Source organism: Croceicoccus hydrothermalis, assembly GCF_022378335.1.
Classification (GTDB): Bacteria; Pseudomonadota; Alphaproteobacteria; order Sphingomonadales; family Sphingomonadaceae; genus Croceicoccus; species Croceicoccus hydrothermalis.
This window is the reverse complement of sequence record NZ_JAIQCI010000027.1, coordinates 1-26,226: the sequence shown is the minus strand read 5'-3', so window position 1 is coordinate 26,226 and position 26,226 is coordinate 1. Positions and strand designations below refer to the sequence as shown.

General features: G+C 60.6%; 28 protein-coding genes and 2 pseudogenes. 6 read left to right on the top strand and 24 right to left on the bottom strand.

What is annotated here, in order from left to right:
* Positions 1-4 precede the first annotated feature (4 nt).
* The 6 genes from K4G67_RS13995 to K4G67_RS13970 are packed head-to-tail and all read right to left on the bottom strand — an operon-like array spanning position 5 to position 4,248.
* Positions 5-931: a DsbC family protein gene (locus tag K4G67_RS13995; protein WP_239806944.1), complete on the bottom strand. Its 927-nt coding sequence runs from the start codon at positions 929-931 to the stop codon at positions 5-7.
* Positions 928-2,256, bottom strand: a complete 1,329-nt coding sequence (locus K4G67_RS13990) for a TraB/TrbI/VirB10 family type IV secretion system protein (protein ID WP_239806943.1) — start codon at positions 2,254-2,256, stop codon at positions 928-930. The genes K4G67_RS13995 and K4G67_RS13990 overlap by 4 nt, the downstream gene beginning before the upstream one ends.
* Complete coding sequence (locus K4G67_RS13985; RefSeq protein ID WP_275588901.1) at positions 2,253-3,008, bottom strand: type-F conjugative transfer system secretin TraK; 756 nt, start codon at positions 3,006-3,008, stop codon at positions 2,253-2,255. Before K4G67_RS13985 ends, K4G67_RS13990 begins: the two co-directional genes overlap by 4 nt.
* Complete coding sequence (locus tag K4G67_RS13980; RefSeq protein ID WP_239806942.1) at positions 3,008-3,580, bottom strand: type IV conjugative transfer system protein TraE; 573 nt, start codon at positions 3,578-3,580, stop codon at positions 3,008-3,010. The genes K4G67_RS13985 and K4G67_RS13980 overlap by 1 nt, the downstream gene beginning before the upstream one ends.
* 12 nt (positions 3,581-3,592) lie before the next feature.
* A complete protein-coding gene (gene traL / locus K4G67_RS13975; protein WP_239806941.1) occupies positions 3,593-3,880 on the bottom strand; it encodes a type IV conjugative transfer system protein TraL in 288 nt (95 codons plus the stop codon).
* A gap of 26 nt (positions 3,881-3,906) precedes the next feature.
* A complete protein-coding gene (locus K4G67_RS13970; protein ID WP_239806940.1) occupies positions 3,907-4,248 on the bottom strand; it encodes a hypothetical protein in 342 nt (113 codons plus the stop codon).
* Positions 4,249-4,593: 345 nt separating this feature from the next.
* On the opposite strand from K4G67_RS13970, the gene K4G67_RS13965 reads away from it, so the two are divergent.
* A complete protein-coding gene (locus K4G67_RS13965; protein ID WP_239806939.1) occupies positions 4,594-5,055 on the top strand; it encodes a helix-turn-helix domain-containing protein in 462 nt (153 codons plus the stop codon).
* Positions 5,056-5,099: 44 nt separating this feature from the next.
* Entirely contained in the window at positions 5,100-5,405 is a 306-nt protein-coding gene (locus K4G67_RS13960) for a helix-turn-helix transcriptional regulator (RefSeq protein WP_420830044.1), read from the top strand.
* Between the two features lie 107 nt (positions 5,406-5,512).
* On the opposite strand, the pseudogene K4G67_RS13955 reads toward K4G67_RS13960, so the two are convergent.
* The 11 genes and pseudogenes from K4G67_RS13955 to K4G67_RS13910 all read right to left on the bottom strand — a co-directional run bounded on the left by K4G67_RS13955 (position 5,513) and on the right by K4G67_RS13910 (position 17,255).
* A pseudogene (locus tag K4G67_RS13955) lies at positions 5,513-6,735 on the bottom strand (IS256 family transposase).
* 52 nt (positions 6,736-6,787) lie between these two features.
* Positions 6,788-7,724 (bottom strand): annotated as a pseudogene (locus tag K4G67_RS13950) (IS701 family transposase); the annotation flags it as partial.
* Between the two features lie 272 nt (positions 7,725-7,996).
* Positions 7,997-9,016, bottom strand: a complete 1,020-nt coding sequence (locus K4G67_RS13945) for an IS110 family RNA-guided transposase (protein ID WP_239806938.1) — start codon at positions 9,014-9,016, stop codon at positions 7,997-7,999.
* Positions 9,017-9,133: 117 nt separating this feature from the next.
* Positions 9,134-10,297 carry an acyl-CoA dehydrogenase family protein gene (locus tag K4G67_RS13940; protein WP_230280520.1) on the bottom strand — a complete coding sequence of 388 codons (1,164 nt, stop codon included), beginning with the start codon at positions 10,295-10,297 and terminating at the stop codon, positions 9,134-9,136.
* Positions 10,298-10,586: 289 nt separating this feature from the next.
* Positions 10,587-10,715 (bottom strand): hypothetical protein, encoded by a 129-nt coding sequence (locus K4G67_RS17580; RefSeq protein WP_275588900.1) that lies wholly within the window; start codon positions 10,713-10,715, stop codon positions 10,587-10,589.
* Positions 10,716-10,834: 119 nt separating this feature from the next.
* Positions 10,835-12,433: a phytoene desaturase family protein gene (locus K4G67_RS13935; protein WP_230280522.1), complete on the bottom strand. Its 1,599-nt coding sequence runs from the start codon at positions 12,431-12,433 to the stop codon at positions 10,835-10,837.
* 3 nt (positions 12,434-12,436) lie between these two features.
* Complete coding sequence (locus K4G67_RS13930) at positions 12,437-13,273, bottom strand: SDR family NAD(P)-dependent oxidoreductase (RefSeq protein ID WP_239806937.1); 837 nt, start codon at positions 13,271-13,273, stop codon at positions 12,437-12,439.
* A gap of 501 nt (positions 13,274-13,774) precedes the next feature.
* Entirely contained in the window at positions 13,775-14,377 is a 603-nt protein-coding gene (locus K4G67_RS13925) for a cytochrome P450 (RefSeq protein ID WP_239806936.1), read from the bottom strand.
* Positions 14,328-15,074, bottom strand: a complete 747-nt coding sequence (locus K4G67_RS13920; protein WP_239806935.1) for a cytochrome P450 — start codon at positions 15,072-15,074, stop codon at positions 14,328-14,330. The genes K4G67_RS13925 and K4G67_RS13920 overlap by 50 nt, the downstream gene beginning before the upstream one ends.
* Before the next feature lie 145 nt (positions 15,075-15,219).
* Positions 15,220-15,978: an SDR family NAD(P)-dependent oxidoreductase gene (locus tag K4G67_RS13915; RefSeq protein WP_230280525.1), complete on the bottom strand. Its 759-nt coding sequence runs from the start codon at positions 15,976-15,978 to the stop codon at positions 15,220-15,222.
* Entirely contained in the window at positions 15,978-17,255 is a 1,278-nt protein-coding gene (locus K4G67_RS13910) for a cytochrome P450 (RefSeq protein ID WP_239806934.1), read from the bottom strand. Before K4G67_RS13910 ends, K4G67_RS13915 begins: the two co-directional genes overlap by 1 nt.
* Positions 17,256-17,337: 82 nt before the next feature.
* On the opposite strand from K4G67_RS13910, the gene K4G67_RS13905 reads away from it, so the two are divergent.
* Positions 17,338-17,697, top strand: coding sequence for a winged helix-turn-helix transcriptional regulator (locus K4G67_RS13905; RefSeq protein WP_239806933.1), 360 nt, complete (start codon positions 17,338-17,340; stop codon positions 17,695-17,697).
* Positions 17,694-18,272: a malonic semialdehyde reductase gene (locus tag K4G67_RS13900; protein WP_230291490.1), complete on the top strand. Its 579-nt coding sequence runs from the start codon at positions 17,694-17,696 to the stop codon at positions 18,270-18,272. Before K4G67_RS13905 ends, K4G67_RS13900 begins: the two co-directional genes overlap by 4 nt.
* 66 nt (positions 18,273-18,338) lie before the next feature.
* Here K4G67_RS13900 and K4G67_RS13895 read toward each other — a convergent pair whose 3' ends face one another.
* From K4G67_RS13895 to K4G67_RS13870, 6 genes are read right to left on the bottom strand one after another with little or no spacing between them, the layout of a single operon-like run.
* Positions 18,339-19,562, bottom strand: coding sequence for an acyl-CoA dehydrogenase family protein (locus K4G67_RS13895; RefSeq protein ID WP_230280529.1), 1,224 nt, complete (start codon positions 19,560-19,562; stop codon positions 18,339-18,341).
* A gap of 21 nt (positions 19,563-19,583) precedes the next feature.
* A complete protein-coding gene (locus K4G67_RS13890; RefSeq protein ID WP_275588899.1) occupies positions 19,584-20,153 on the bottom strand; it encodes a TetR/AcrR family transcriptional regulator in 570 nt (189 codons plus the stop codon).
* Between the two features lie 50 nt (positions 20,154-20,203).
* Positions 20,204-21,019: an SDR family NAD(P)-dependent oxidoreductase gene (locus tag K4G67_RS13885; protein WP_230280531.1), complete on the bottom strand. Its 816-nt coding sequence runs from the start codon at positions 21,017-21,019 to the stop codon at positions 20,204-20,206.
* Positions 21,016-22,155, bottom strand: a complete 1,140-nt coding sequence (locus K4G67_RS13880) for an NAD(P)/FAD-dependent oxidoreductase (protein ID WP_239806931.1) — start codon at positions 22,153-22,155, stop codon at positions 21,016-21,018. The genes K4G67_RS13885 and K4G67_RS13880 overlap by 4 nt, the downstream gene beginning before the upstream one ends.
* Before the next feature lie 32 nt (positions 22,156-22,187).
* On the bottom strand, positions 22,188-22,769 hold the full coding sequence (locus tag K4G67_RS13875) for an aromatic-ring-hydroxylating dioxygenase subunit beta (RefSeq protein WP_066849467.1): 582 nt from the start codon (positions 22,767-22,769) through the stop codon (positions 22,188-22,190).
* Positions 22,770-22,786: 17 nt separating this feature from the next.
* A complete protein-coding gene (locus K4G67_RS13870; RefSeq protein ID WP_066849469.1) occupies positions 22,787-24,175 on the bottom strand; it encodes an aromatic ring-hydroxylating dioxygenase subunit alpha in 1,389 nt (462 codons plus the stop codon).
* A 117-nt stretch (positions 24,176-24,292) separates the two neighbouring features.
* On the opposite strand from K4G67_RS13870, the gene K4G67_RS13865 reads away from it, so the two are divergent.
* Together K4G67_RS13865 and K4G67_RS13860 are read left to right on the top strand one after the other, a co-directional pair.
* Positions 24,293-24,505, top strand: a complete 213-nt coding sequence (locus K4G67_RS13865; protein WP_066849472.1) for a ferredoxin — start codon at positions 24,293-24,295, stop codon at positions 24,503-24,505.
* A 125-nt stretch (positions 24,506-24,630) separates the two neighbouring features.
* Complete coding sequence (locus tag K4G67_RS13860; protein ID WP_239806930.1) at positions 24,631-25,710, top strand: oxidoreductase; 1,080 nt, start codon at positions 24,631-24,633, stop codon at positions 25,708-25,710.
* A gap of 9 nt (positions 25,711-25,719) precedes the next feature.
* Here K4G67_RS13860 and K4G67_RS13855 read toward each other — a convergent pair whose 3' ends face one another.
* Positions 25,720-26,172, bottom strand: coding sequence for an SDR family oxidoreductase (locus K4G67_RS13855; protein WP_239806929.1), 453 nt, complete (start codon positions 26,170-26,172; stop codon positions 25,720-25,722).
* Positions 26,173-26,226: the final 54 nt, after the last annotated feature.

Below are 26,226 nucleotides of genomic sequence, written 5' to 3'. Positions count from 1 at the left end.
GCGATTATCCTTTGTTGCGCTGAGCGGGATTGGCGGGCGCGGCCTGAGCGGGGGCGCCGTCGAGAAAGTCCCGCAGTACCTTGGCAGGGCGGTAGCCTTCGAGGACCGCGCCATCGGACGGACGCACGATGACCGGCGTGCCGTTGAAGCCATGGGCCTTGGCGAAGGCCTCGTTGGCATCGAGCCCGCTCGTGTCGCAGGGTTTGGGGTTGGCAAGCGCGATCCCGCCGTAGGCCATGCGCAGCGAGACGGCGGGTTGCGGTGAGCACAGCACGCGCTCGGCATCGCGGCGGCTGTCAGCCCCGAAGATCGAGATCGGCCGTTCTTCGACCCGCGCGCCGATTGCTTTCAGTTCGGCTTCGAGCTTCTTGCAATAGCCGCAATGGAAATCGCTAAAGACCACGACTTCGGGGCCGTTCGCCGGTCCCCAGCGGATCGCACCATTCTCGGGAAGCCCAGCCAGTGAAACCGTCTGCGGCGCGGCGCGCGGGCTTTCCGCAGACTGATCCCCCGGATCGGAACGGCGCGCCGCTCCCGCGGCGAGCAAATCGGGATTGAGTGCGAGCAGGCGGGCCGCGGTCAGGTCCTGGCGCGCTTCCATGTCATAGACGCGGCCGATCACCAGATATTGCGCGGCCCGGTCGACATAGAAAAGCGTCGACTTGGACGCGACTTCGCAAAGCCCGCCAAGCCCTTCGCAAGTGATGGCATCGATCGGCGTCTTGGGGAGGCGCAGCTTGAGCGCGGCGCGCACGGCGTCGGTATCGGGTGCTGCCCGCTCGGAGGCGAGGCTCGCAACACCCCAGCCCGTGGCAGCCGACAGCGCGATGACAGCAGTGAGCGCGGCGGCGGGCCGGAGCCAGCGGCGCAGTCTGGCCGGGTGCAATTTCAAGGCGTTTAGTTTGAGGGGTGCGGGGGGCTTGAGGGTCATTGCGAGTTCCTCACATAGACGCCGTCGAGAAAGACGATCTCGACATCGATGCCGGTCGGCATCTCGACGACGGGTTGATACTGTTCGGCGCGCTCGATCAGATATTGGCTGACCGTATCGGCAGCATCGGCGGCGCCTTGGCCGAGCCCTCCGGTGAGGATGTCGCCCGCCGAAAGCGAGGAGCGCGAGCCGTCGGTATTGGCGGTGACGCCCGAAAAGACGCTATCGGCATTGGCTGAAAAGCCCCGCCCGAACCCGCCGACGATCCCGGCCAGCAGCGCCTGGCTGACAAGGCTGCCCTCGCGGCTGACAACGCGGCCGCGCACGCCCGATTTGCCGGCAAAGCTGATGAAGCCCTTGACCTCGCTCACCGCGACCCGCCCGCCGGGCTGGTCGCAGGTCATGCGCGCGAGCTTCACATAGACCTTTTCCGAAGAAAGATCGCCGCGCGCCGCGCCATTGACGATGCAGCCCTCGATGCGCGTGGTTAGCACCTTGCCGTTTTGCATGACCGATCGCGCCGGGCCGGTAATGCGCAGCACCACGGGGAGCGGATCGGTCTGGCTCGCAACGCCCGCCGAGGCATCGACGCCGACAATCACACGCGCCGAGGCATAGGAATTGGGCGGCAGATAATCAGGGGAGTCCTCGACCACGACCGGCGGCGTTTCAGGGCGCACGGCGCGCAGCCCGCTCGCGCCCGCCTTGTCCGAGGTAAAGCTCATCAGCTTTACTTCGGCCGGGCCCGCGATGCCGCTGTCTCCACCCATTGATGTGCCCGAAGGAACGGGCGAGCCCGGCAAGGCGCGCGCATCGTATCCACCCGCTTGAGGGCCATAGGCCGGTGGCGGCGTGCTAGGCGCGGCGGGCGCGCTTTGAGCCGCAAGTCGGGATTTCAGTTCCGCATTCTCAGCCGAGATGGAATCGATCGCGGCTTCGCCATCCTCGCGCATGGCGCGGTTTTCGGCCTTGAGCGCGGAAAGTTCGGCTTCGATCTCGGCGCGCGGGACAGCCGCGTCCTTCAGCGCCTTCTGTTCGCGTGTGACCGCATCGAGCCGGTTACTATAGGTCGCAACGAACTCGCGGTTCGCGAGATCGCGGTTGATGAGGCCTGCGGTATCGATGGTCTGCGCCGCATCGGGATCATCGCTCGCCCGCTCATCGCCGCCGAGGATAAACCAGCTCCCGCCCACGAGCGCGAACGCGCCGAGCGATCCCATCAGCAGCTTCTGCCGCCGCGCGGTTTTGGCATTGAGACTGGTGACGGGCGAGGGCGAGGCGGCTTCGGCCTGGACAGGCGTGCCGGGGGGAGGCGTGCTGCTCATCGACCCATTTCCCCGTTTGTGCCGACCACGATGGCCGTGGTCGCGGTGCCGGGTTCGAGCACGGGCTCGACGATCGAAATCGCGAGCGTATCGCGCGGGGCCAGATCGCGCTCGGTGAGCGTAATCTGCTTCTTGCCGCGATTGGTGACGCGGATGACTTTCCCGGCAAGCGCGCTGCCGCGGTAATCGGCAATCAGCTGGACCTCGAGATCGCCGATGCGGGCGGGAAGGGCCGAGGCATGCCGGATCTCGAAGCCATCGACCGTCCGGTCGTTCGCCATCGCCTGGATGAGGCGCACCGCGCTCGTCGCGAGCGGTGTCTCGCCTTCCCAGCCCGATGCCTTGTTCCTAGCGATCGCGGGATTAGTAATGAAGACCTGCACCGCGGGAACCGGTTCGATCCGGCAGGCGATCTTGTAAACAAAGCCCTTCCTGGTCGTCGCGAAAAAGCTGATCGAGCGCGCCGCATAGGTTTGGGGGACCGAGACATAGATGTCGCCGCGCAGCGGCTCATTGGTCACCGCGAAATCATTATAGGGCGTGCCCGTTGAGATCTTGGATACGCTTGCAAACTGGTCGTCGACGAGCGCGAAGCGTGTCAGTTCGCGCGCCGAGACCGCGCAATCGATGCTCGCGCCATCTGCTGCCTGCTTGAACTGATCGGCGGCCTGGGCGCTGCCGACGCTCACTGCCAGGCAGGCGGCAGCGCCGAGAGCCATCCGCGCTGCGCGTAGAGGTTGTGGGTGAGTCATTATCGGGCCTCCTTCGAGGAATCTTGCGTCGGCAACTGGCTGAACCCTGCGAGCGCGAGGCGCAGGCCGCGATAGGTCCAGCGGAAGCGGAAGCGCCGCTCGTCGCTTGCGATCACCTGCGCGCCGACAAAGGTCTTGAGCGTGCCGGTTACATCCGAGGTCAGGGCTTTAGGATCGACAGTCATCGAGCGGATGACGAAAGCCTGGGTCACATCCGAGCCGCGCTGTTCGTCGACGATGGCGACGAGATCGGCCTTCAGCCGTCCGTAGCTCGCCGGGTCAGCGAGTTTGAGGATCTCGGCCATCCAGTAGTCGAGCCCCTCGGGGCTGCGATTGAGAAGAACGAGCGCCGCATCGCGCGTCACGAGTTCGAGATAATCGGCCTCAACCCCTGCGCTGCTGACGGTGAGCTGGCGCGGGATGGTGGGCAGCAGCACGATCTCGCGCTCGCGGGTGACGGCAAGGCTGGTCGCGATGATGAGCGCGATGCCAAGCCCTGCGCTGGTCATCGCGAACAGGTTGCGCTGGCGCAGCAATTGCTGCTGGCGCTCATGCGAAATATCGACAAGCATGGATATCTCCCCTCAACCCGCCAGCAGGCGGCAGTGGGAAGGCGGCGTCGATGTCAGGCCCAGTATTCCGGCCGGCAGATACCAATAGGCGGCATGGGTTACCCAGGAGCTGGCGCGTCCTGCCTTTGCCTTTCGCAGCGCGAACCAGGCCCCGAAAGCAACGATAATGCCGATAAAGATATGCTGGCTGAGAATGCCCCAGGAGAAGGGAATGATCATTCCGGCAAACTCGTCGATGGTCCAGAAGCCGATAAGCTCCGGGTCGTCGAGCCGGCGCGGGATGATATAGGGGTCTGCCATGGCGAGCCGCCTTCCCGTCCGATGCGTCAGATGACCGCGGTCACGACCGAGGTGACGATCGGAACGCCCGTGCCCACACCGATGCCCACACCGACCGGGACAGCGACCTGTCCGAGCGAGAACCGGCCCGAGGCGAGACCGATGAGGCCGCCTGCAAGGCTCAAGACGGTGATGATCTTGCCGCCCGAGCCTTCGAGGAAATCGGTGAACTGGTTGAGCGCCGGATCGAACGTCGTATCGGCGCCCGCATAGGCGGCGGTGGCCGCAAGCGCGGCGATGGCGAAGGGAACCGAGAAGCTGACAGCGCGTCCGAACCTGGAGGAGCGCTCAGCGGCGGAAATGCGCCGAGGGAGAGTAAGGGACTGCATATGGAACTCCATCTGGAGAGTGGATCCAGCGTTCTTTCGTTCGCTGTGTGTTCCATATGTGGCTAGGAAATTGATCTAGGAAAGCGGGAAGGGGATTTTGCGTCTCGAGATGACGCGAAATGGACGGATCGGGCATTGAGTGATGGCTAATCCAGACCAATTCTCTGGGTAATATGTCGATTATCGTCGAACAATGGCGACACTTGCCGCGAAGAAAACCGACGACTCGCCATCTCGGGTTGATTCGCCTATAAACGAGATGTTCGTTTATTGTTCTTTTTGTTTTCCTACATCATGCATGCGCGATATGCCTAAAGCTCCACTTCATTGTTCAAGGAGCCTCTCGTGCACCAGACTATTGTTACCCGCGGCGATGCGGATGCCAGCCTTGCTCATGTCCTGACCCACGCTATCGAAACGTCCGACAAGCCTCGGCATCAGATCGCCCGTGAGATGGGCATGCACCGCGAGACCTTGTTGCGGGTCATGCGCGGTGATCGGCCCGTCAGTTTGGATGAGGCCGCGCGCGTCTTCGAACTGTGCGGCGCGAGCCCGCGCGCCAGTCTGATCTTGACGCTCGCGGGACAGGAGGATCTGGCCTGCGAATGGATGCGCAGCGAGATGGGTGAGTTTCTCGAGGAGTTTCTGACCGCGCTGCCCGGGCAACTGGAGCTCACATTGGGCAGCCGGGTTGCGGATCTCAGGCCGCGTTGGGCGAATGGCACTTCGCAACTGATCGCGCGGATACTGGCCAAGCATATCGATGATTTTGCCAATCGTGACATTGGTTTGGCGCTGCAGCGGTAAAGCAAGAAATGTTGGAGAGGGTGAATTTCCTAGCAGGATGAAACATGAAAATGCACCAACAGCCCACCGATGAAGCCGGCTCTAATGGTGATGCCGTCGACCGGATATCGCAGCCGTCTCGGCTATTGCGTTTGCCCGAGGTTATGGATCGGGTAGGCTTGCGCCGATCTGCCATCTACCAGAGGATGAAGGAAGGGCGATTTCCAAGGTCTCGGTCGCTCGGACCGAAATGTACGGTATGGGTTGAAACCGAAATTAACGCGTGGGTCCAGTCTGTAGAACAAAGCCCATCTAACAAGGATGAATGTTGTCAAATATCGGCGATGGTCGCCCCTAGGATTACCGAGTGAGGTCGGTAAGTGCATTCAGCCCTACCTTATCATATCGAGGTAAGTGAAGTGTCGTCCGGCTTCGCCACCGGAGACTGTCAGGAATTCCGTGGGCGGGCGGTCGACGATTACGCCGCCATGGCTTTGATCAAGCGGTCACCGAAAATTACGGCGAACAGGGCCTTTGCCATGATCCAATCACGCGGCGGCATTTTCCACTCTTTCTCCGACCGATTCAAGATCAGATAGAGCAGTTTCGTGGCGGCCTCGTCGCTCCGGAAGTGCCTCCTGGCCCTGACGGCTCTGCGAAGCCTCGAGTTGAGGGCTTCTATGGAATTTGTGGTGTAAACGATCCGGCGAACCTCATCAGGAAACGCAAAAAACGGATTGACCTCGGTCCAGGCCCGCCGCCAGCTCTGGCCGATGGCGGGATAGCGCTGGCCCCAGGGTCCAGCCTCGAACGCGGTGAGCGCCTGTTCGGCGGCCTCGGCGCTGGGGCGCGGTAAATGTCCTTGAGCGCCGTCGCCAGCCCCTTGCGGTCCTTCCAGGACACGAAGTCCGTCGAATTGCGCAGCAAATGGACGATGCACGTCTGAACGACGGCTTCTGGAAATACGGCGGTGATTGCCTCGGGAAAGCCCTTGAGCCCATCGACCACGGCAAGCAGGATATCCTCCGTGCCGCGGTTCTTGAGCTCGTTCATCACCCGGAGCGAGAACTTGGCGCCTTCGTTCTGCTCGAGCCACAGGCCGAGCACCTCCTTGGCACCATCGGCGCGGACGCCCAGGGCGATGTGGATCGCCTTGTTGCGGACCATGCCTTCATCACGGATCTTGACCCGGATCGCATCGAAGAAAACGAGCGGGTAAACCGGATCGAGCGGCCGCTGCTGCCAGCTGGCGACTTCGTCGAGCACGGCGTCGGTCACGGTGCTGATCAGGTCCGGCGATACGTCAATGCCATACAGATCGTGCAGATGCCCGGCGATCTCCCGGGTGCTCATGCCGCGCGCATACATCGAAATGATCTTGTCATCGAAGCCGGGGAAACGGCGCTGGTACTTCGCGATCAGCTGCGGCTCGAACCTCGACTGACGGTTGCGCGGGACATCGACCTCCAGCTTGCCGGCATCTGTGGTCACGCTGTTGCGGCCATAGCCGTGGCGCGTGTTCCCGGCCCCTTCATCACTGGTCAGATGGTGATCCATCTCCGCATTCAAGGCGCGCTCTGCCATCGCCTTCTTCAGTGAATCCAGAAAGCCGCCTTGTTCGAAAGCCGCGCTGGCAGCGCCGCCAGCCAAAAGTTGGTCCAGCAGTTCATTCGGAATCGCAGGTTCTTTGCGTTGGGACATAGTGGGACTGCTTCTTACCCACTATGCGCGCCCACACACGGAATTCCTGGCAGGCTCCCTCGCCGGGCAGACGCTGCGCACCCATGCCTTGATACATTGGGGCGGGCCATCTGCGACACGCACGCGAACGGCGGCGAAGCGGGCGACAAGTGAGCCCTTCGTCCCGCGCCGCCAACTGACCTTCCACTTCGCCGTCTCCAGCATCGCCTTGGCGGATATCGATTTGGAATCGGGGATGGCGTTCTTGCGGGGGCGGCCTTTCCCGGTGACCGGAAAGATCATCGCGACATCGTGCATGTAGGCCGGCTGTCTGGACGGAATACCGACCGCTCAGGCAAGGCCACGTTCGGAGAGCCCCAGTCGGAACGGCGCGGACCTGCCATACTCCGCATCGGTCAGGACACAGGCAAAGGGGACACCTGCCGGACGGACCCGGTCAATCTCGGCCAGCGCGATCTCGAGCTTGTTCTGTAAGGGTGGCAATCAGCGGGAACGTCAGCTCGTGCCATTCGGGCCGCATCGCTGGTCCAGCATTCGGGAAGAAACAGGCGCAAACCGACCATGACCGGCATTTCACCTGATGCCAGCGCTTTCGACACCAGTGTCTTACATTTGGCATTCTTGCCAAGCGGCGAAGCATATTGCGGCGACACGCCAACCGAATGGCATCCCTTCTTGGCCACGGCCGCGGCCGTATCGTCGATAATCAGCCAAGCATCGTTGCCGCCCACTTACCTGTCGACTTCGACCTGCAGCTCCGTCTCAAGCGGTTCCTGATCCCACACACCGCTCGCGAAAAATTGATGCAACCGGTCGTAGCTGACATCGCTGCCGCGCGCGGCCATCGGCTGTATGCTCTTGCGATCCCCCGGACCGATCAGCCCCGCAATATCTGCTGGACAAATCCAGAAGCGCGTCTTGTTTCGCAACGCCGCTACAAACGGCGTCAGCCACTCATCCAGTTCGTCACGCAAATCCGTATCCATCACCAGCCTCCCTAAAGGCTGGCTCTCTATGGAGCCGTAGGCGTGCGAATGCCTAATCACCGGAATCCTCGCCGAAGAATCCCCTGTGCAAATCCGTCAACAAATATCTGCCAAAGTAGTGCCATCAGATCCTCAAGCCGACAGGTCAATCTAGAAAGCGTGCTTCGCCGAAGCGATCACAGCACTACACACGACCTTGCCAAGCCTGCGTCCCAGCGACGGAACCTCATCAGACGCAGTCCCGCTACTTGCCTGCGTCAATCACATACCTCTCCTCATGCCGCCACGGGTTTTGCGCTACAACGAAAGTCCGTTGCATCCATCCACATGCGGTGAAGAACGACACTCAGTTTGCGTGCCAAGGCAACCTTGGCCCTCTTCATCCCGCGACGGCGCGCCACATCGAGCCCCCAACGCTCTAGGTTGGAAAAGCGCGGCACCCGCGTCAGCATGATGTGCGCCGCCTCGAACAATGCGGTTCGCACCATGTTGTTGACGCCGCCGTCCCGATCCGTTTCGCCGGATTGATATTTCTTCGGCGTGAGCCCGAAATAGGCGCCCACCGTGCTCGACCTTCCGAACCGGGCAGGATCATCCACCGCGGAGCGATAGGTCAGTGCAACCAATGCCCCGACGCCAGGAGCCGTCATCAGCCGTTGGCAGATTTTGTCGGCGCGGGCGATCCTGAGCATCTCGCGGTGCATCTTCGTGAATTCGCTCCACAACGCTGCCCGCGCCGTAAGCATGGCTCCAATCACCATCGACAATGTGGCGTGCGCTGCGATCAACTCACGGATGCGCGCTTCGAAACACCTTCGACTGACTTCGCCGACTTTCAATCCATAGCCGCGCAGGATGCCCCGGATGCTGAGCTCGACGTCGAGCAGCTTGGACTGCAGAAGCTTGCGGCCAACCAACAACGCGCGGGTGTCCTGCGCCGACGACGACTTCGCGTGGACCGGGCGATACCAGCCCATGCGAAGAAGCTGTGCGATCCCCCGCGAATCCTTGCGGTCGGTCTTTACCGTCATCGCCGAAAGCGCAGCCTTCACGTGCCGCGTCTCCAGCAGAACCACCTCATGACCCGAGGCAACGAGAGCAGCGTGCAGCCACTGCGACAGTGGCCCCGCCTCAAGGCCGATGCGCTCTACCGGCAAATCCAGTTGATCAAAATATCCAACCAGGCATTCGGGCTCGCTGCCGACCTTAACCTCGCGCGCCACCATGCCCGCCGCGTCGACCACGCAGACGCTGCTCTCTTTCAGCGAGACATCGATTCCGGCATAGTATTCCATGGCTGTTCCTCTCGTGATGCTTGAGGCCGATCTCTCGGACCTCGTTTCCCAACATCATCATTCTGAGGGACAGCCACCCAACTTGGCTACTCTTGAGACGCCGGCCCATTACGGCATCTAGAACGAGCGGGGCAACCCAAGGCTTTCCGCAATTCCGTTGCGTACCATTTCATTAGTGATCGGACCGATCCGCCACAAGCGACTGTCGCGCCAATAGCGTTGCATGTCAGTTTCCGCCGAATAGCCCATGCCGCCAAGAATCTGGATGCCGAGATCGGCGGCCTTGTTGGCGTTTTCCGATGCCATCAGCTTGAGCATGTTGGCCTCAACGCCGACCTTCTCGCCCCGCCTCTGCTTGTCCGCACAATAGTGAAGCATCAGCTCTGTCGTCTTTTGCATCGTCGCAATATCGGCCAGATAATGCTGCAGGCTCTGGAAGCGCCCGATGATCCCGCCGAACGCCTTGCGCTGCTGCATGTAGTCGAGTGCGTCTTCTAGCACGCCGTCGATCACGCCGAGGCAGAACGCGCCGACCATGATGCGCTCGTTGTTAAGGGTTGGAAGCAGCATGTACCAGGCCTTGTCCGGCTCACCCAGTACGGCGTCATCGGCGACGAACGCATTGTCGAAGTGGATGGAGCAACTGCCCATCGAGCGCATGCCAAGTTTGGCCAGAGGCGTGATCTTCATGCCGTCGGTGGTGGTTGGGACCCAGAACAAGGTCAGGCCCTGATGCTTCTTTTCCACCGATTTGTCGCTGCGCGCGATGACGAGCAGATAATCCGCGACATGCGCGGAAGAGCTCCAGATTTTTTCACCATTCAGAACCCAGCCCCCATCGACTTTTTCCGCCGTGGTGGCCATTGCGCCGAGCAGATCAGTGCCGCCAGCCGGTTCGGTAAATGCGATCGCGGCCTTAAGACGGCCGTTGGCGATTTCCGGCAGGAATTTCGCTTTTTGATCCTCGCTACCGTAGAGGCCGATGGATTTCGAACCGGCGAACGAGGTGATGCCCCAGATCCAGGCAAGGCCGCCCAGCGTCCGCGCCAACTCGCGAGCCAGTAGCATCTGCATCACGACATCGCCGCCCTGGCCATCGTAATCTTCCGAAATTCCTACCCCGTGAAAACCGGCTTCAGTGAATTTGTCCCAAAGGGCGAATGGGTAGTTATGCTCGTCCATTTCAAGGTTACGGGCCCAGTCCTTGGGCGCCTCGTTGTCCACCCAGCGGCGAACCGTGTCCCTGAAGGCCTGATACTCTTCGGGAAGTTCGAAATCCATTGTGCTCTCCTCAATCAATCTATCAACAAATTGTCTTTGGTTACATGTTGTCCCAAGGCTCTACTCGTAACTGGTAGAAACTTCGGGCTCAGACCAATGTCTCCGGCGCTGGCCATGGCCAGCAATCTGGCCGCCAACCATCAAGCTGGATCAACACGCCGTCGGCGTCGCCACGCTTGAGGCAGACCAAATTCGCCTTATGCTTGCGGGGGAATTCGATCGTTAGTTCGGGGCTGATACTGAGGTAGAAGGTGACTTCGATTGTAATGTGTCCAGCGATCAATATCATCTATTCGCCGTAAGTCTTGGCATCGAGGATACGTACACCAGTGACGGATGCGGATGGAGTTGCGGTCGCCAGCAAAGGATTGATGTAGTCCGGCGTAATCCCGTCGGTTGATGTAGGGGCTAGAGCCATGATACTTATCCTTTTTCGCGCCTATCCGCGTAAACGGCCATCAATGCTTCGAGCGCCGTAGAGGGAGTTCGTCACCTATTCGCCCATCGAAGTGACGATCGCCGTCATCATGGCCCCGCTTATTTCATCTTCTTGAGTTCGCGCATCGCGCGATTGGCTGCGATGCGCCCGGCGATACCCGATACGCCGCCGCCCGGATGGGCGCCCGCGCCGCCGATAAGGAAGCCCGGGAACGGCGGTTTGGGTCCGCCGAAGCCGGTAGCGGGGCGATGCACCCCGGCGCGCAGGGCTCCGAAATCGACATGGGTTACGCAACCGTTGGTGACGTTGAGCCGCCTTTCGCGCTCGCGCGCGGTTTCGACGAAGCGGCCCACCTCGCTATCGAGACCGTCGTAGAACTCACCCAGCTGTGTCTTGATCGACGTCATCGTGCGGTTCTTGAGCTGCTGCGACCAGCCCTCGCGCGCATCGACTGCGATGCTGGGCAGGTAGACATAGGCCAGCGAGCCGCCCGGAGGAGCCTGCGTCGGGTCCGAGTTCGACAACGGCGTCACCGACACGGCATGGCGGCGGGGAATATCGCCGCGGCGGGCGGCGGCGAAGGATTCGCGCACTTCGTCGGGCGTACCGATCAGGCCCACCGCCTTGTTGAGATCGGCATTGTCGTGACGCAGGTCCTGATGCTTCTTCAGCGTCAGCGGACCCGACATCGCCAGATTGGCGAGGAAGGGGGCGGCATTGGAACGGTTCGCGGGCGCATGTTCGATGCGCTTCATCAGCGTGCGAGGCACGCCACCGGGCGTGGTCAGGCGCATGGCCGTGCGCGGATCGCAAGTGGCGATCACCATCTTGGCACGAATGACCCGGCCATCGTGCAGCCGCACACCTTTCGCAGCGCCATCATCGACGATGATCTCGGCAACAGGGGCATTGAGTTCGATCTGCGCGCCCGACGCCTCGATACTCCGCGCCAGCGCGTCGGCAAATGACTGGAGGCTGCCGATGGGCTTGCCCGTGCCATATTTGTGGGTAACGGCGAAAATCATGTAGGCCGCCGCGTTGCCATCGTCATCGACGGGGCCGGCGCCCGCGGCAATGCCCAGCAGCAGGGCGATGGTCGCCGGATGTTCGAAACGCTCGCACGCGACCTGGTCGGCGGTGGCCTTGGACAGCGCCACCAGCTCGTCCTTCAGCCGCACGTTGCGTACCGCGCTGCCGATCATCTTGGACATGTTCTTCACGTCCGGCCGACCGGGTTCCGACATCATGATCGGAAAGCCGATATCCATCATGACGTTCAGCGTCTTCATGAACTCCAGATAGGCCTTGCCGTCATTGCGATTGATGCGCGCAATGTCTTCGGCGGTGCGGCGATAATCGTAAAACAGCGCGATCGAGCTGCCATCGGGATGGAGATAGGCATAGGTCGGATCGGGATCGACCGTGCGCAGCCCGTATCTCGGCAGGTCGAAATCCTCGATGATCCCGGATTTGCGGGCGAACAGCAGTTCCACGGCGCATGGCGTGACGAGGTGTCCGGGCGCCTCGGGGATCATATAGCCCGAACTGGTCATGCCGCCGACCTTGTCGAGCCGCTCTACGACGAGCACTTTCTTGCCCTCGCGCGCCAGATATCCCGCAGCGGCCATGCCATTGTGGCCGGCGCCGATCACGACAACGTCGAACAGATCGGCTTCGATGTTAGGGTGCGTTGCCATAGTTCAGGCGTCTGCAGTTGCGGTATAGGCCTTGCCCCATTCGGCCAAGGCCAGCAGGCGGGTCTTGCGATCGCTCTGAATCTGCGGAATTTTCGCCTCGTCCGGGCCGTCGGGCACCAGCACGAGCGGTTCCTTGCCCAGACTGGCCAGCGCCAGCGCGCACACGTCGTCAGGGTCATAGGCCATGGTGTAATCCATCCCCAGCCCCTCGGTGGACTTGCGCAGCGTAGGCGTATCCATGATCGGTGCGCCCATGCCGAGGATGTCGACATTCTGCCCGTCAAGCTCGGCCCAAAGCGATTCCACGAAGTTCAGTTCGAACGCCTTGGTGGCGGAATACATGACGAGCCAGGGCTGGCCGCCAAGTCCGGCACCCGAGGACATGACGATGATGCCGCCCTTGCCGCGCTTTAAGAAGCGGTTGCCAAAGCCGTGGGTGGCTTCCAGCACATTGGCGGCATTCATCGTCAGCAATCGCAGCGACCGTTCGACCGGCGAGGCGAGGAAGCCGTTGCCCGCCCCGTCCGCACCGGCATTGGAGATGTACAGACCCACGTCGAGATCGGCGGTTTCCTCGACAATGCGGCCACTAGCGCCCTGCTCGGTCAGATCGGCAACAAGCGCGCGGAATTCGATACCGTATTCGGAAGCGAGCTGCTTTCCCAGCGCGTCGAGCGCCTCTTGCCGGCGCGAGATGAGGACGAGGTTGATGCCCATGGCGGCTAGCTGCCTGGCATAGCACGCACCCGTGCCGTCGGAGGCACCAGCGATGACGGCCCAGGGACCATATTTCCCCGAAAAGGCGGCCCGGTCGAAATCGGGCAGGTCGATCTTGCGCATAAGCTTTTCTGTTCCTTTCAATTGCCGCAGGCGCGTGCTGGCCCCGGCGATGCTGTTTGCGGCGCAGCCTATAGATACGTGAAGTGGCGCCCGCCTATCGAGGGGAGGGCGGGCGGGAAGGCTCGGAGCCTGCCGGCCCGCTCAATGTTCGCGGTCTTGCCGGTGACGACTCCGGTATAATTTCCGACCGCCGCGCGTGTATAGAGATAGGCGAAGCGGGCGCGATCCGTCGTGCCCTCCATTGGAATCGCAAGTCCTGCCGCTTGCGCCCGATCGTGCGTGGCGGTTCAGGCCGCGATGTTGGGCTGGCGATAGCCGATATAATGCAGCGCGATAGTGCGATCGTTTGGGACAGGGCATCGATAGGTCTAGGCCATGCGAAGCGAGGTTCTATCAGCACAGCCTTTCGCAGATCTAGGTGCGAGTGCGTGCGGATGATAACTGGATTGCCCTAAAGATCGCGGAATTCTTCATACAAGTCGATTCCCACCGTCAAATCCCCTACGCTCCGTCGACATCCCACAGCACATGCAGGGCATCAGGCCCGCGCATGTTCAGGCCGCGGATTTCGGGCTGGGGATAGGCCGGGTCAAAGCGCAGGCCCGGAAGGTCGAGTATCTCTTCCAGCGCGACCTCCATCTCGGTCAGCGCCATGTGCATGCCAAGACACATGTGCGGCCCAAAGCCAAAACTCAGCAGCGGCCGCATCGGGCGCTTGAGCCACAGCCGGTCGGGATCATCGTACACTTCGGGATCGCGGTTGGCGGAAGCGATCGAGCAAAGCACCGCCGTTCCCTTGGGTATGGTCATTCCGCCGATTTCCATGTCGCGGGCGGCAATACGGGCAACCGCGCCGGCCGTGGGATCGCGGCGCATGGTCTCCATGACCGCCTTGGGCATAAGGCTGCGATCCTGGCGCAGTTCCTCCAGCACGTCCGGCTCTTCCAGCAACTGTACCATCATATTGGCAAAGCTGCGGGTCGTCGTTTCGCCTGCGGCCAGCAGCAGCATGCGGATGAAGTTCGCGATATCCTCGTCGCTGAACTTCTCGCCCTCATGCTCGGTCGTCATCATATAGCCGAGGATGTCGTTTACGCATTTCACCGCGCGCGCGATATTGCTGCACGATCGGCATCAGCGTTTCGAACATGGATTGCCCGGCGACCATCGATTGGGGGATGGTGACCTTGGCGACTTCGGGATCGGTCTGCGGGGCGGCGACGACCTGAATGGCCCAGCTTGCCAGATTGCCCAGCAGGTCTTCGTCATGCGGAAAGCCGAAATAGGCATACATCGCGCGAATGGGGAAGGGCAGGGCAAACTCGCGCAGCAGGTCCGCCTTGCCGTTGGGGCGCAGTTTCTCGACGAATTCGTTCACAACCACCGGACGGATCAGCGTTTCCATCAGCTTGCGGATCTGGCCGCGCATGAACGGCTTTTGCAGCGTCTTGCGATATTTTGTGTGTTCCTCGCCATCCATCGCGGTGAGCAACAGATTGTCGACAGCGGCCCCGAACCCGTCACCGACGATATAGCTGAGCCAGTCGTCGGGGTTCATCAACACCGAATGGATGTCGTTATAACGATACAGGGTCACCACAGGGCGGCCTGTCATCATGTAGTCGGCCATGCTGGGAATGCTGTTTTCCTGCAGCAGGTCGCCGTGCATTACGGGGCACTTGGCGCGCTTTTCCTCGAACATCGGATAGGGGTTGGCGGGTGCGACACCCGAATAGCCGTGGGTGACGAGCGAGTAATCCCTGACCATCTGGTCGAGCATTGCATTATATTTGCCGGTCATTTCACTTTCCAATCCATGCGGTGCAGGCCAGCTTTCGCGGAGGGTCCGAACCGTTTACGGAGATGGGCGCCCAGCAGCAGGCTTTGACGACAGTAGAGCCGTCTGGCATCGCGGCTCCACCTATCGCAGGAAAGGGAAGGCGGGCTTAACCGGCGGTGATGCCGCCATCGGCAACATGGCACGCGCCGTGCACGGATCGCGCGCGATCCGATGCCAGAAACAGCAGGGGCTCCACGATATCCTCGGGCTGCGACGGTGGGCGCAGGCCGAAATAGCGGCTGTAGAGCGACTGGTCTGCATGCTTGGGAATTTCAAGGCCATCGGCCATGCCGGTCAGCATGCCGCCGGGCGCCAGCGCGTTGATGCGGACGGGCTTGTGCATGAACTCCATCGCGAGCGACTTTGTCAGGCTGAGCAGCGCCGACTTGGTCGCGCCATAGGGCGCGGTATAGGCCTGGCCCAGAAACGCCGCGCTCGACACCACGTTAACGACATTGCCATGGCTTTCCACCAGATGCGGCATGGCTGCCTGCATCATGAAGAACGGGCCCGATACATTGGCCGCAAACAGCGTGTTCCAGTCTTGCGTCGTGACATCCTCCAGCGCGTGAAAGCGCAGGATGCCCGCGATATTGCACAAAACCTCGAGGCGGCCGAAGGCGCCGACCGCTGTTGCGACAGCCTGTGCGCAAACCGCCGGATCGCCCAGATCGCCCGCCATGCTGGCGCATTCGCCTCCGGCCTCCTCTATCCGCCGCGCGGTTTCCGCCAGCCCGTCGGCATTGATGTCGACAAGGCATAATCTGCCGCCTTCGCTGGCGAACCGAATGCTGGCGGCGCGGCCAAGGCCCGATGCCGCGCCGGTGACGAGGACGACCTTGCCTGCGAACTCGCCAGCGCTCACTACACGTCCCAGACGAGCGGCAGGGTAACCGGCTGGATCATGCCCAAATGATATTCAAGCTGGTGGCCGGGTTTGACACCGAACTGCGGGATGCGGCCGAGAAATTCCTCGAGCGCGATCCGCATTTCGCGCTTCGCCAGATGCATGCCGATGCAGGTATGCAGCCCATAGCCGAAAGAAACGTGACGCGGCCTGCGCCCGAAATCGACTTTATCGGGATTGTCGAACTCTGCCGGATCGCGCCCGGCCAGCGTTGTGCTCATCGCCACCTTGTCGCCGGGCATCATCTTCACGCCGTGAAATTCCGTTTCGCGGGTGCAGGTGCGGAAAGTTGTCACCGCCGCATAGGCGCGCATCAGTTCGTCGATGGCATGCGGGATTTCCTCTGGGTTTTGGCGCAGGAATTCCTGATCACCGTCTTCGCGCGCCAGATGGGCGAATTCCAGGCCCATGTTGGTGGAAACGGTGTCCAGCCCGCCGATGAAAAGGTTGAAGGAAAATCCGACCAGCTCGTCATCATTAAGTTTCGCACCCTCTACGTCGACCGCAAGGGCATAGCTGATGATGTCGTCGCGGGGCGATTTGCGCCGGTCCTCAATCTGCTCGCGCAGGTAGTCGACAACTTTTCGGGTCGCTGCAGCGATTTTCCCCAGATCGGAGGCGTGGAGCAGGTCGTACTCCCATTCAAGGAACTGCCGTGTGTGATCGAGCGGGAAATCCATCAGTTCGAGGAAGACCTTTATCGGGAATTCAAAGGCAAATTCCGCCATGAATTCACATTCGCCTCGTTGGCGAAAGGCTTCCACATAGTCCACAGCATATTGCCGGATCTTGCCATCGAGCGAGGATACCGCTTTCGGCGTGAACAGCGGATTGGCCATCTTGCGATATTTGGCGTGGTTTGGCGGATCGACCTCTGCCGGAGTGTTGGTCCAGTTTTCACCGATCAACTTGGCAAAGGGAGAGAAGTCCTTGCTGGAGAAGGTGTCGGTGTCGAAGTAGATTTCGCGAAGATGGTCCATGCGGCGCACCACCCACGCCGGTGATCCACCGGGATAGGCGTGGGGCGCATAGAAAATGTCGGACCCTTCGGCGTGGACTTTGGGAGCCCACCCCCGATGTGGTTCCTCACGCGTCGTCATGCCGAAAATATAGGGAAAAGGCTTCACGAGGTTGGCAGGCACATGCGTCGGAATCACTGCTTCGGGCATTTCTGGCTGCATTTCTGGCTCCCAATCTTTGGCGACACGATCCACCTGCGCGGTGTGACCGGCCAAACCTCTATTTTCAAACCGGGGACTATAACTTACACCTAATTTCAACAAGTAGGATCACCTTTATGGGGTTAGTAACCTTTATATGACCGTTACCGATGAAGATCCTGTCGACCGCGGCGTCAGTCCCAATTCGCACGATGCGCTGCGCCGCGCATTGACGATGATTTCGGGCAAGTGGAAGCTTGAGATATTGTGGCTGCTGTATCATCGCACCCATCGTTTCGGGGAATTGCTGAAAACTATTCACGGTGTTTCGCAGCATGTGCTGACCAAGCAGCTGCGCGAGCTTGAGGCCGACGGGCTGATCACGCGCAAAATCTATGCCGAGGTGCCGCCCCGCGTGGAATATTCGATGACCGATGCCACGCGTGAGCTTGAGCCGACGATCCAGTCGCTGATGCTCTGGTGGGAAAACCATGGCAGCAATACGAGGGGTACATGATGGCGGCAGATCTCGAGACGATTTTTGCAGAGGCACGCACTTTCAACGGCTATAACGAAAGGTCCGTGCCCTCTGCATTGCTGCGGGAATTATACGATCATCTGAAATGGGGTCCCACCTCGGCTAATTCCTGCCCCGCGCGGTTTGTCTTCGTTACTTCGGGCGAGGCGAAGGAGCGGTTGCTGGCCTGCGTGAACGAGGGGAACCTCGCCAAGGTTCGCTCCGCGCCGGTCACCGCCATTGTCGCAGCGGATACGCGATTTTACGAGGAGATGCCCAAGCTGTTTCCGTCGCGCGATTTCGCGTCGGCCTTTGCGGGAAAGACCGCGGTTATCGACGATCTGCTGGCGCGCAACGTGCCGCTGCAGGGAGCGTATATGATTGTCGCGGCGCGCGGGTTGGGATTGGATTGCGGGCCCATGTCGGGCTTTGATGCAGAGGCGCTGAACCGGGCCTTCTTTCCCGAAGGCCGCTGGAAGGCAAATTTCATCTGCGCATTGGGATATGGCGACAGGACGAGCCTGTTTCCCCGTAACCCGCGATTGCCGTTCGAGGATGCCTGCCGGATCGTCTGACGCGGATTACACAGACAGACGACCATCGCCCGGCCTATGACCGGGCGATGGATTTCGTGTCCCGCCTTAGTAGGAACCCGGAGGTGCTATCGGATCGCCACCGGCAAGGGCGCGGCCCTGAATTTCATAGCCGATCGTGGGAATGTTCTGGATGTGCCGAAGCGCCATCGAAATGTCGCGCCAGTAACGGTTGATCGGCTTATCGAGCGAAAAGCCCGACGAACCGGCCTGGAACATGAGCGATTCACTGGCCGCGTGGATCGATTCGACGATCTGGCCGCCCATCGCACGATGGCGAACCTTTTCCTCAGCCGTGAACTCTTCACCCATTCCGACCCGATCGAGCTTTGCGGCAAGGCTGAACAGGATGGTCTTGGCAGTTTCGACCAATGCGGCAGCTTCACCCAGATCGCGCATATATGCACCCGATCCAGTGCGCGGTCCGATCGTCGTGGTAAGGACGGGTTTGCCCGATTCCGCTGTCACGATCTCAAGCATGGCTTCGACCGCGCCGATAAGCTGGGCAAGACCGGTGGTCCGCACCATCGGAACTGCGGGAACAAGGTCCGACGGCGCGCCGAAATGTTTCTTGGTGGGATCGATTTGTCCGGTGCGTTCATTCATCAAAGCCATCTGGCTGTCAGGAATGAAAACGTCTTTTGCAATCGCGGTGTCGGAACCGGTGCCCTGCATGCCGCTGACGAACCAAGTATCCTTGATCTCGAATTCGCTCATCGGAATGTAGCACATGTTGATGCCGGGTACGACGGGGCCGTCATAATCCTCGAGAACGACGCCCTGTTGCGTCCAAGTCGCCTGTCGCGAACCCGACATATAGGGCCACGCACCATTGATAATCCAGCCGCCGTCAACCTTGCGCGCCTTGCCGGGCGGGTTATACGCGCCGCACACCGGCTGCGGTCCGTCGGCAAAAACAGCGTCCTGCACGCTGTCCGGCGCAAGGCTGGTGACCCAGGTAGTGCCATTGATGATCTGCATGACCCAGCTTACTGCCGGGTCGCCTTTGGCGATCTCCATCTGGACGCGGGAGAAATCGGTGGGCGAAAGGCCAAAGCCGCCGAGGCGTTGCGGCACGATCAGTTGCAGGAAACCTTCTTCCTTGAGCATCCGGTCAACCGCTTCGGTCGGATTGCGGCGCTTTTCGCCTTCGGGTGCCTGTTCGGTTAGAAACGGGCGTAGTTCCTTTGCCCGGGCGACGATCTTGTCGGCGACCGACTTGTCGGCCCATGCGCCAACTTGCCCAACAGGTGCTTTTGCCAAAGTAGCCATTTCATGCATCCTTTCGATTATTCAGACAGTCTGGTCGGCGGTTTCGAGTAGCCATTTTTCAAGGCTGTCCGCGCTTTCATTCCAGAGCATCAACCAGTTCTCGTCGGCTGGCACCAGAAGGGTGCTCAACTGGAGGCGAACAAGTATTTCAACGAAAGCTATGGCATTTATAGTCTTGCCAAGCTTTACCTCGATATATTTGAAGGTAGGTTCCAACGCCGAATGGACGGCCAGCTTGTATCGGGCGAACCTACTGCGGAAGAACGACAGGTGAAACCGCGGTTCGACTTCGAAAACGCGATCGGGGGAATTCTCATTGGTGTAGCGCGCATAGAACTGCATCACCTGCCGGAACCGTTCGATCGGGTCATCGATGCCTTCCGCCGCTTCGCGAATGCCATTTTCGAACCCGATGCAGACAAACTCTGCGACTGCGGCAAGTACGTCGTCCTTGCTGGAGAAATAGCGATAAAGCGTGCCGCGCGAGACGCCGCTCGCTTCGATGATGTCGCTCATCGAAAGGCGCCTGACGCCGCGCTCGGCTATGGCATCCAGCGCTCCCGACAGGATCTTTATGACGCTGGGAGACATAACAAAATCGTCTCCTACCTCGGCAGAGGCGGCAAATTCAGGCTGGAACTTCATGTTTCCCCCTTTTCAAGTTCTTTGAGATTGTGGGGGATGCTGACATAGCCGGGCAGGTTCTGTCCGCCATCGACATTGATCATTTCACCTGTGACGAAGCGCGACATGTCCGAAGCAAGAAATGCGACGACCGGACCAATGTCATTTTCAGGGTCGCCCGCGCGCTTGAGCGGATTGGTCGCAACGACATTTTCAAGAAAGCCTGGAACCTCGTCGACCAGCTTTGCGAAGATCTGGCCAAGGCCGGTCGGAGCGATGGCATTAACGCGGATATTGAAGCGGCCCCATTCAACCGCGGCACTACGAGTCAACCCGACGATGCCAAGCTTGTTGATGTTGTAGTCGCTGTGGAGCCACGCCCCGGTCTGCGCGTCAATGGAGCTGAAATTGACAACCGAACCGCCGCCACGTGCCTTCATGTGCGGAAAGGCGGCCTGCATGGCCCACCAGTTACCCCAGATGCCAATTTCCAGCGTGCGCTTGAGCATCTCGTCCGTCTTGTGCTCCAGCAGGACACCGTCAGACAATAACGAGGCATTATTGACCAGAATATCGAGGCCGCCGAATTCATCCACCGCGCGCTGCACCATGGCCAGCACGTCATCCTTGATGCCCATATCGGCGGACATGCCGACTGCACCGGTTCCGAATTCCTTGCGGATCTCTTCGGCCACCCGTTCGGTCGCTACACCGTCGCGCCCGGTAATGAGTAGCGAAGCGCCTTCGCGCGCCAGACGACGCGAAATGCCATGGCCAAGGCCCTTCGCCCCGCCCGTTACGATTGCCACTTTACCTTCGAGCATTCCGCTCATGCCATTTCCCCCACCAATTTATCCATTTCCATGCGTTGTTCGCATTTTCCCTGTGTCAGGACGTAACCCTGAACCCTGTTGTCGCTATCGACGAACAGATGCTTGTCGCCCTCTGCGTCGCTTTCCACCTGCCGCCACTCGCCCCGCAAAGCCACCGCAGGCGGCAGCAGGTTGATCGGGAACACGGTCGTCTTCACCTGCACCGAAAGCGGCGGGAACCTGATCTCTGTCGGCGTGCCCAAGGCGCTGGGCGCAATCCCGCGGGCCGCTGCCATGATCGGCGTGACATAGGCGGCAAGGCCGTTGGGATATTCGGCGCAATCGCCGATCGCGTATATGTCGGGGTCGCTCGTTTGCCCGTATTCATTGACCTTTATGCCGCGGCCGATTTCCAGCCCGGCTTCGCGGGCCAGCTCGACGTTGGGGCGCAGTCCGACGGCGGACAGAACGATATCCGCCTCTACCCGCGTACCGTCATCGAGTGTGGCGACATATCCGGGTGAGGGCTGGCAATAGTCGATGGCGTCGACCTTGCGGCCAAGATGCCACTCCACGCCCTTTTCCTGCAGCGTATCGCGCACCTTTTCGCCCACCGCGGGCGGGACAAGCTGGGCGAGGGGATTATCCAGCATGTCGACGACAATCGGCCGGTAGCCATTGGTGATCAGATCGTTGGCGAATTCGGTGCCGACCAGACCTGCGCCCATGATCAGAACGCGCGCGCCCTCCGGCAATTCCTTCCGAAAGCGATCGTAATGTTCGAGCTGGTTCACCGAAATGGCGCGATGCGCGGCATCGCCACCGATCTGCGGTCGAACCGGCTCGGCGCCGGTTGCCAGGATCAGGGAATCGTACTGGATCGGTCCGCCAGTGGTCAAAAGCGCCTTGCCGGCACGGTCGATGGCCTCTGCCTCGCGCCCGATGCGAGCATCGAGCTTGAGATTGGCGATCATCTTTTCGGCCGGGGTCGTGACCAGCGTTTCGCTTGTCTTACCCTTGGCGAGCGCCGTGGATAGGGCGGGCTTGGAATAGAAATGCCCGTCCTCCAGCGTCACCATGACGAGCCGGGCCTCGGGCGAGAGCCTGCGCAATTCGCGCAGGACCCCGAAGCCCGCAAGGCCGCTACCGACGACCACCACAGTAGATGTTGCAGACGTGCCCATGCAATTTACAGGAACACCGCGAAATTGGACATGCCGAGCACCGACTGATCGACGATGATCTCGCGGCGGGCCAGCCTGTATTCGCCGTCCACTTCGCGCCAGACATCGCGGCGTTCGGCGGTGGTATTCTCGTTTTCCGGACTGTCGCCGCGGCTACGTTCGAGAAAGAGATAGCTGACGACTTCATATTCGCCCGGCGTGTCGAGCTCGCCCACGCGGACATTGGTCACGAAACGGCGACAACGCGACGGCGGATCTTCGGCCCATGCGCTTTTCTGCAAACGCCCTGAACGCATCACGAGCGAATCGTAATTCTCGTCGAAATGGAACATCGTGCGCATGACGTCACGGTCGCGGTTCGGACCGGTACGCGTCAGGCGGATCGGCGCCTGATAGATGATGTCCGGCGCAAGCATCGCGATCCAGTCATCGATCCGGCGCTCGTCGAGAGCGGCGGCTTCGTCATACAGCGTCTCTAGGAGCCGGTTATAGATTTCCGAGCCCAGCGGCACGCGCTTCTTGGAAACCAGGCCGCGAAGGATCGTGGTGGAATCGGGGGCGGCGGTCGATTTGGTAATCCAGGTCATGTCTTGATCTCCCCCGCTCAAACCGCGTCCATCAGGTCGTAATAGGCCAGCCACCAGTTCCACTGCGTGTCGTCCTTGGTGAAGCCGGGATAAAGCAAGCCTTCGCCAACCCAGCCTTCGGGCCGTTCGTGGCCGTGAAGGGCCTGATACTTGAGCGTCATGTCCTTGCTGACCGCGCCCCGCGCATTCTTCATGATTACAGGCCAGACGTCGGCATCATCCTGTTCGATCACGCCGGAGGTGCCTGTATTCCAGATCGAGTTCTGCAGCATGTCGCGCTTCATCTGCTCGGGGGCGTCCTTTTCCGCGAACAGATAATTCACGAATTCCACCTTGTCCGGGCCCTTGGGCACATAGGCATGCAGCGAAAGCGCACCCGACGATCCGCCATCCGTGCGCGGGGCGAAAATGAAGGCGATCAGGATGTTGGGGAACATGCCGCCGACCTGCGGCGGAATGGTTGCCAGCTGGGCAACCTGATCTTCGGTCAGGTTCTCGAAAAGTTCGGGGATCATGTCCTTGGTGATGCCCGGCGGGGTGAGCAATTCCAGACGCTCGCGCGTGGACTTGCCTTCGAACGGCACGTCCGCGAACATCTTGAAGGTCTTTTCCGCCTCAAGGCAGCGCAGCGAATGGCCCTGCTCGCATGAAACATCGACGCCATACATGCCGGGTGCCTGATCATAGATCGTCTCGGCCGTGCCGCCCATGACTCCGCCTTCCATCAGCGAGCGGTGCAGGGTCAAGGTGTGGAAGCCGTCCGAACCCGATTGCTCGCCGGGAACCTTCCAGTTGCAGGGGAGGGTGAAACGCTGCGGCGGGCCGAGCAGTTCGAGGCCGCGATTGGTGCGGCAGAAAAGCTGGTCCATGTAATATTTGATGTCGCCGAGATACTCGTCGAACGAAGGTCCGTCGACGTTCCAGGTGGCGAAGATCAGCCCGCCGTAGAGATGCACCCTGGCCTTCTTCAGACCCAGCGTCTTCTTGTCGACGTCATTGCCATGCATCTTTTCGCGTTCGACCGGCGCACCGATGAAATCGCCGTTCGGGCGGAAGGCCCAGCCGTGATAGATGCACTGGTGGACGCGCTTGTTGCCTGCTTCGCCAAGACACACGCGCATGCCGCGGTGCGGGCAGACATTCAGGGAAACATGAACGTCCCCGTCCTGTCCGCGGGCCACGATGACGTTGTCTTCGGCCATGTCGCGTACGATGAAATCGCCCGCCTCCGGAATCTCGCTTTCGTGACCGAGCAGCAGCCAGGTCTTGGCGAAAATCTTCTCCATCTCAAGCTTGTAGAGCTCTTCGTCGGTCATAACGCGGAGCGAAACTTCGTTGCTCTCACGCATGATCAGATCGTCAAGCGAGGTTCCGTCGCGCAACACGAGTTTGGATTTCTGGAGCATCGCAGCCTTCTCTCCGTAGCAAACATTTTCTGATTGATTCGCGTTATACACATTGAATAATATTTGTTCAATATGTAAAAGGGCGTTAAAGGCAAATCGAGGAGATTGGAGAGGTCGATGTCTGGAAACGGTAAACTCAAGGTCGTGATCAACAAGCCCGCTTGCTGCGGCTATGGCGTCTGCGCGGAAATCTGCCCGGAAGTGTACAAGCTCGACGAACATGGCATCGTCTATGTCGATGACGAGATCGTGCCAGAGGGTCTGGAGGACAAGGCGCGCGAAGGGGCCGATGCCTGCCCGCAATCCGCATTGGCAGTGGTCGACGCCTGAGGAGAACAGGCTGAGGAGGGGGTGCGCGCTTTCTCCTCTGCCCCCTTGATGAATTTCCCTATCGGTTGACAGGGCAGATATGCCTTGGCCTCGGCGACGGTCGCCTTCAGAAAAGGGGGCGAGCGATGCGTACCGAATTGAATCCGCTGTTTTCACCATTCTCGTGCAAGACGTTGCAGGTGCCTAATCGCTTCGTAATGTCGCCGATGACGCGGCAGTTCAGTCCCGGGGGCATTCCGGGTGAGAATGTTGCCGATTATTACGCGCGCCGCGCGGCCAGCGATGTCGGGTTGATCGTAACCGAAGGGATCGGCGTCGATCATCCTTCGGCCATCGGTGAGGGCAGCATGGGCGAAAAGGACATTCCTGTCCTGCATGGCGATGCCGCCCTGCAGGGCTGGCGCAATGTCGTTGACCGGGTGCACAAGGGTGGTGGCCGGATCGTGCCACAATTGTGGCACATGGGCGCCGTGCGCAAGGACGCCAGCCCGCCCCATCCCGAAGCGCGCTCGCTCCATCCGGGAAACATGGATGAAGACGATATCGCCGATGTCGTCGCTGCCTTCGCACGCAGTGCAGCCAATGCCAAGGACGTGGGTTTTGACGGGATCGCGCTACATGGTGCGCATGGCTATCTGCTCGACAGCTTCATGTGGGAGCAGATGAACAACCGCGATGACGATTGGGGCGGGGACGTCGCTCGCCGAACGCGTTTTCCTGTCAGGGTTGTCGAGGCGGTCCGCGAAGCCGTCGGCCCCGATATGCCGATCATATTCCGCATATCGCAATGGAAGCTGCAGGATTACGATGCGCAGCTTGCCGATGCGCCCGAAGGCCTTGGTGTTATCGTTAAGGCCCTGGCCGAAGCCGGGGTCGATATTTTCGATGTCAGCACGCGGGTATTCTCCCGCCCGGCGTTCGCCGGTTCCGACATGGGGCTTGCCGGCTGGATACGCCGCTTGTCTGGCCGCCCGACCATGACGGTCGGCGGCATCGGTTTCGACAAGGAACTGGCAGCCAGTTTCACGCAGCAGACCAGCGTTCTCGACAATCTGGACGAGGTTGTCTCCAGGTTCGAAGCAGGCGAATTCGATCTGGTAGCGATCGGTCGGGCCTTGCTGATGGACCCGCAATGGGTGTTAAAAGCCAAGGCAGGCGAGGCTTTCAAGCCCTTCGACATGTCTGCCTATGCGCGACTTGAGTGAAGCTGCGCGTCAGAAGGCTTCCGACGTGGCATAGATGTGCATGCGCGCTGCATTGGCATTGCCCGTCTGCTCGCACATGAACCGGATCGCGCGGGCAATATCCTCGGCCTGCATTGCCGGTAGAAATTCGTCCCATCCGGGCTGGCCCCTGGACTTCATATCTTCGAAGATCTCGGTCGAAGTCGTGCCTGGCGAGACCAGCCCGACCCGGACACCGGAACCGGCAAGCTCGACCCGCAGCACCTCGGTAAAGCGCTCAAGCGCCAATTTCAGCCCGCCGTATATGCCGGTACCGGCTGCGGCGATGCCGGCACCGATGCTCGACACATTCACGATCTGGCCAGTTCCCTGCGCCTTCATATGCCGGGCGAACAATATGCTGGCGCGGACGACGGCCGAATAGTTCACCGCGATCATCCGGTCGAGTTCGTCCTGACGTGATGTCGTGGACGGCCTCTGCATCAGCGTAGCTGTGCCATGATGTGGCCGTTGTAGGTCCACGTCTAGGAGTCGTTT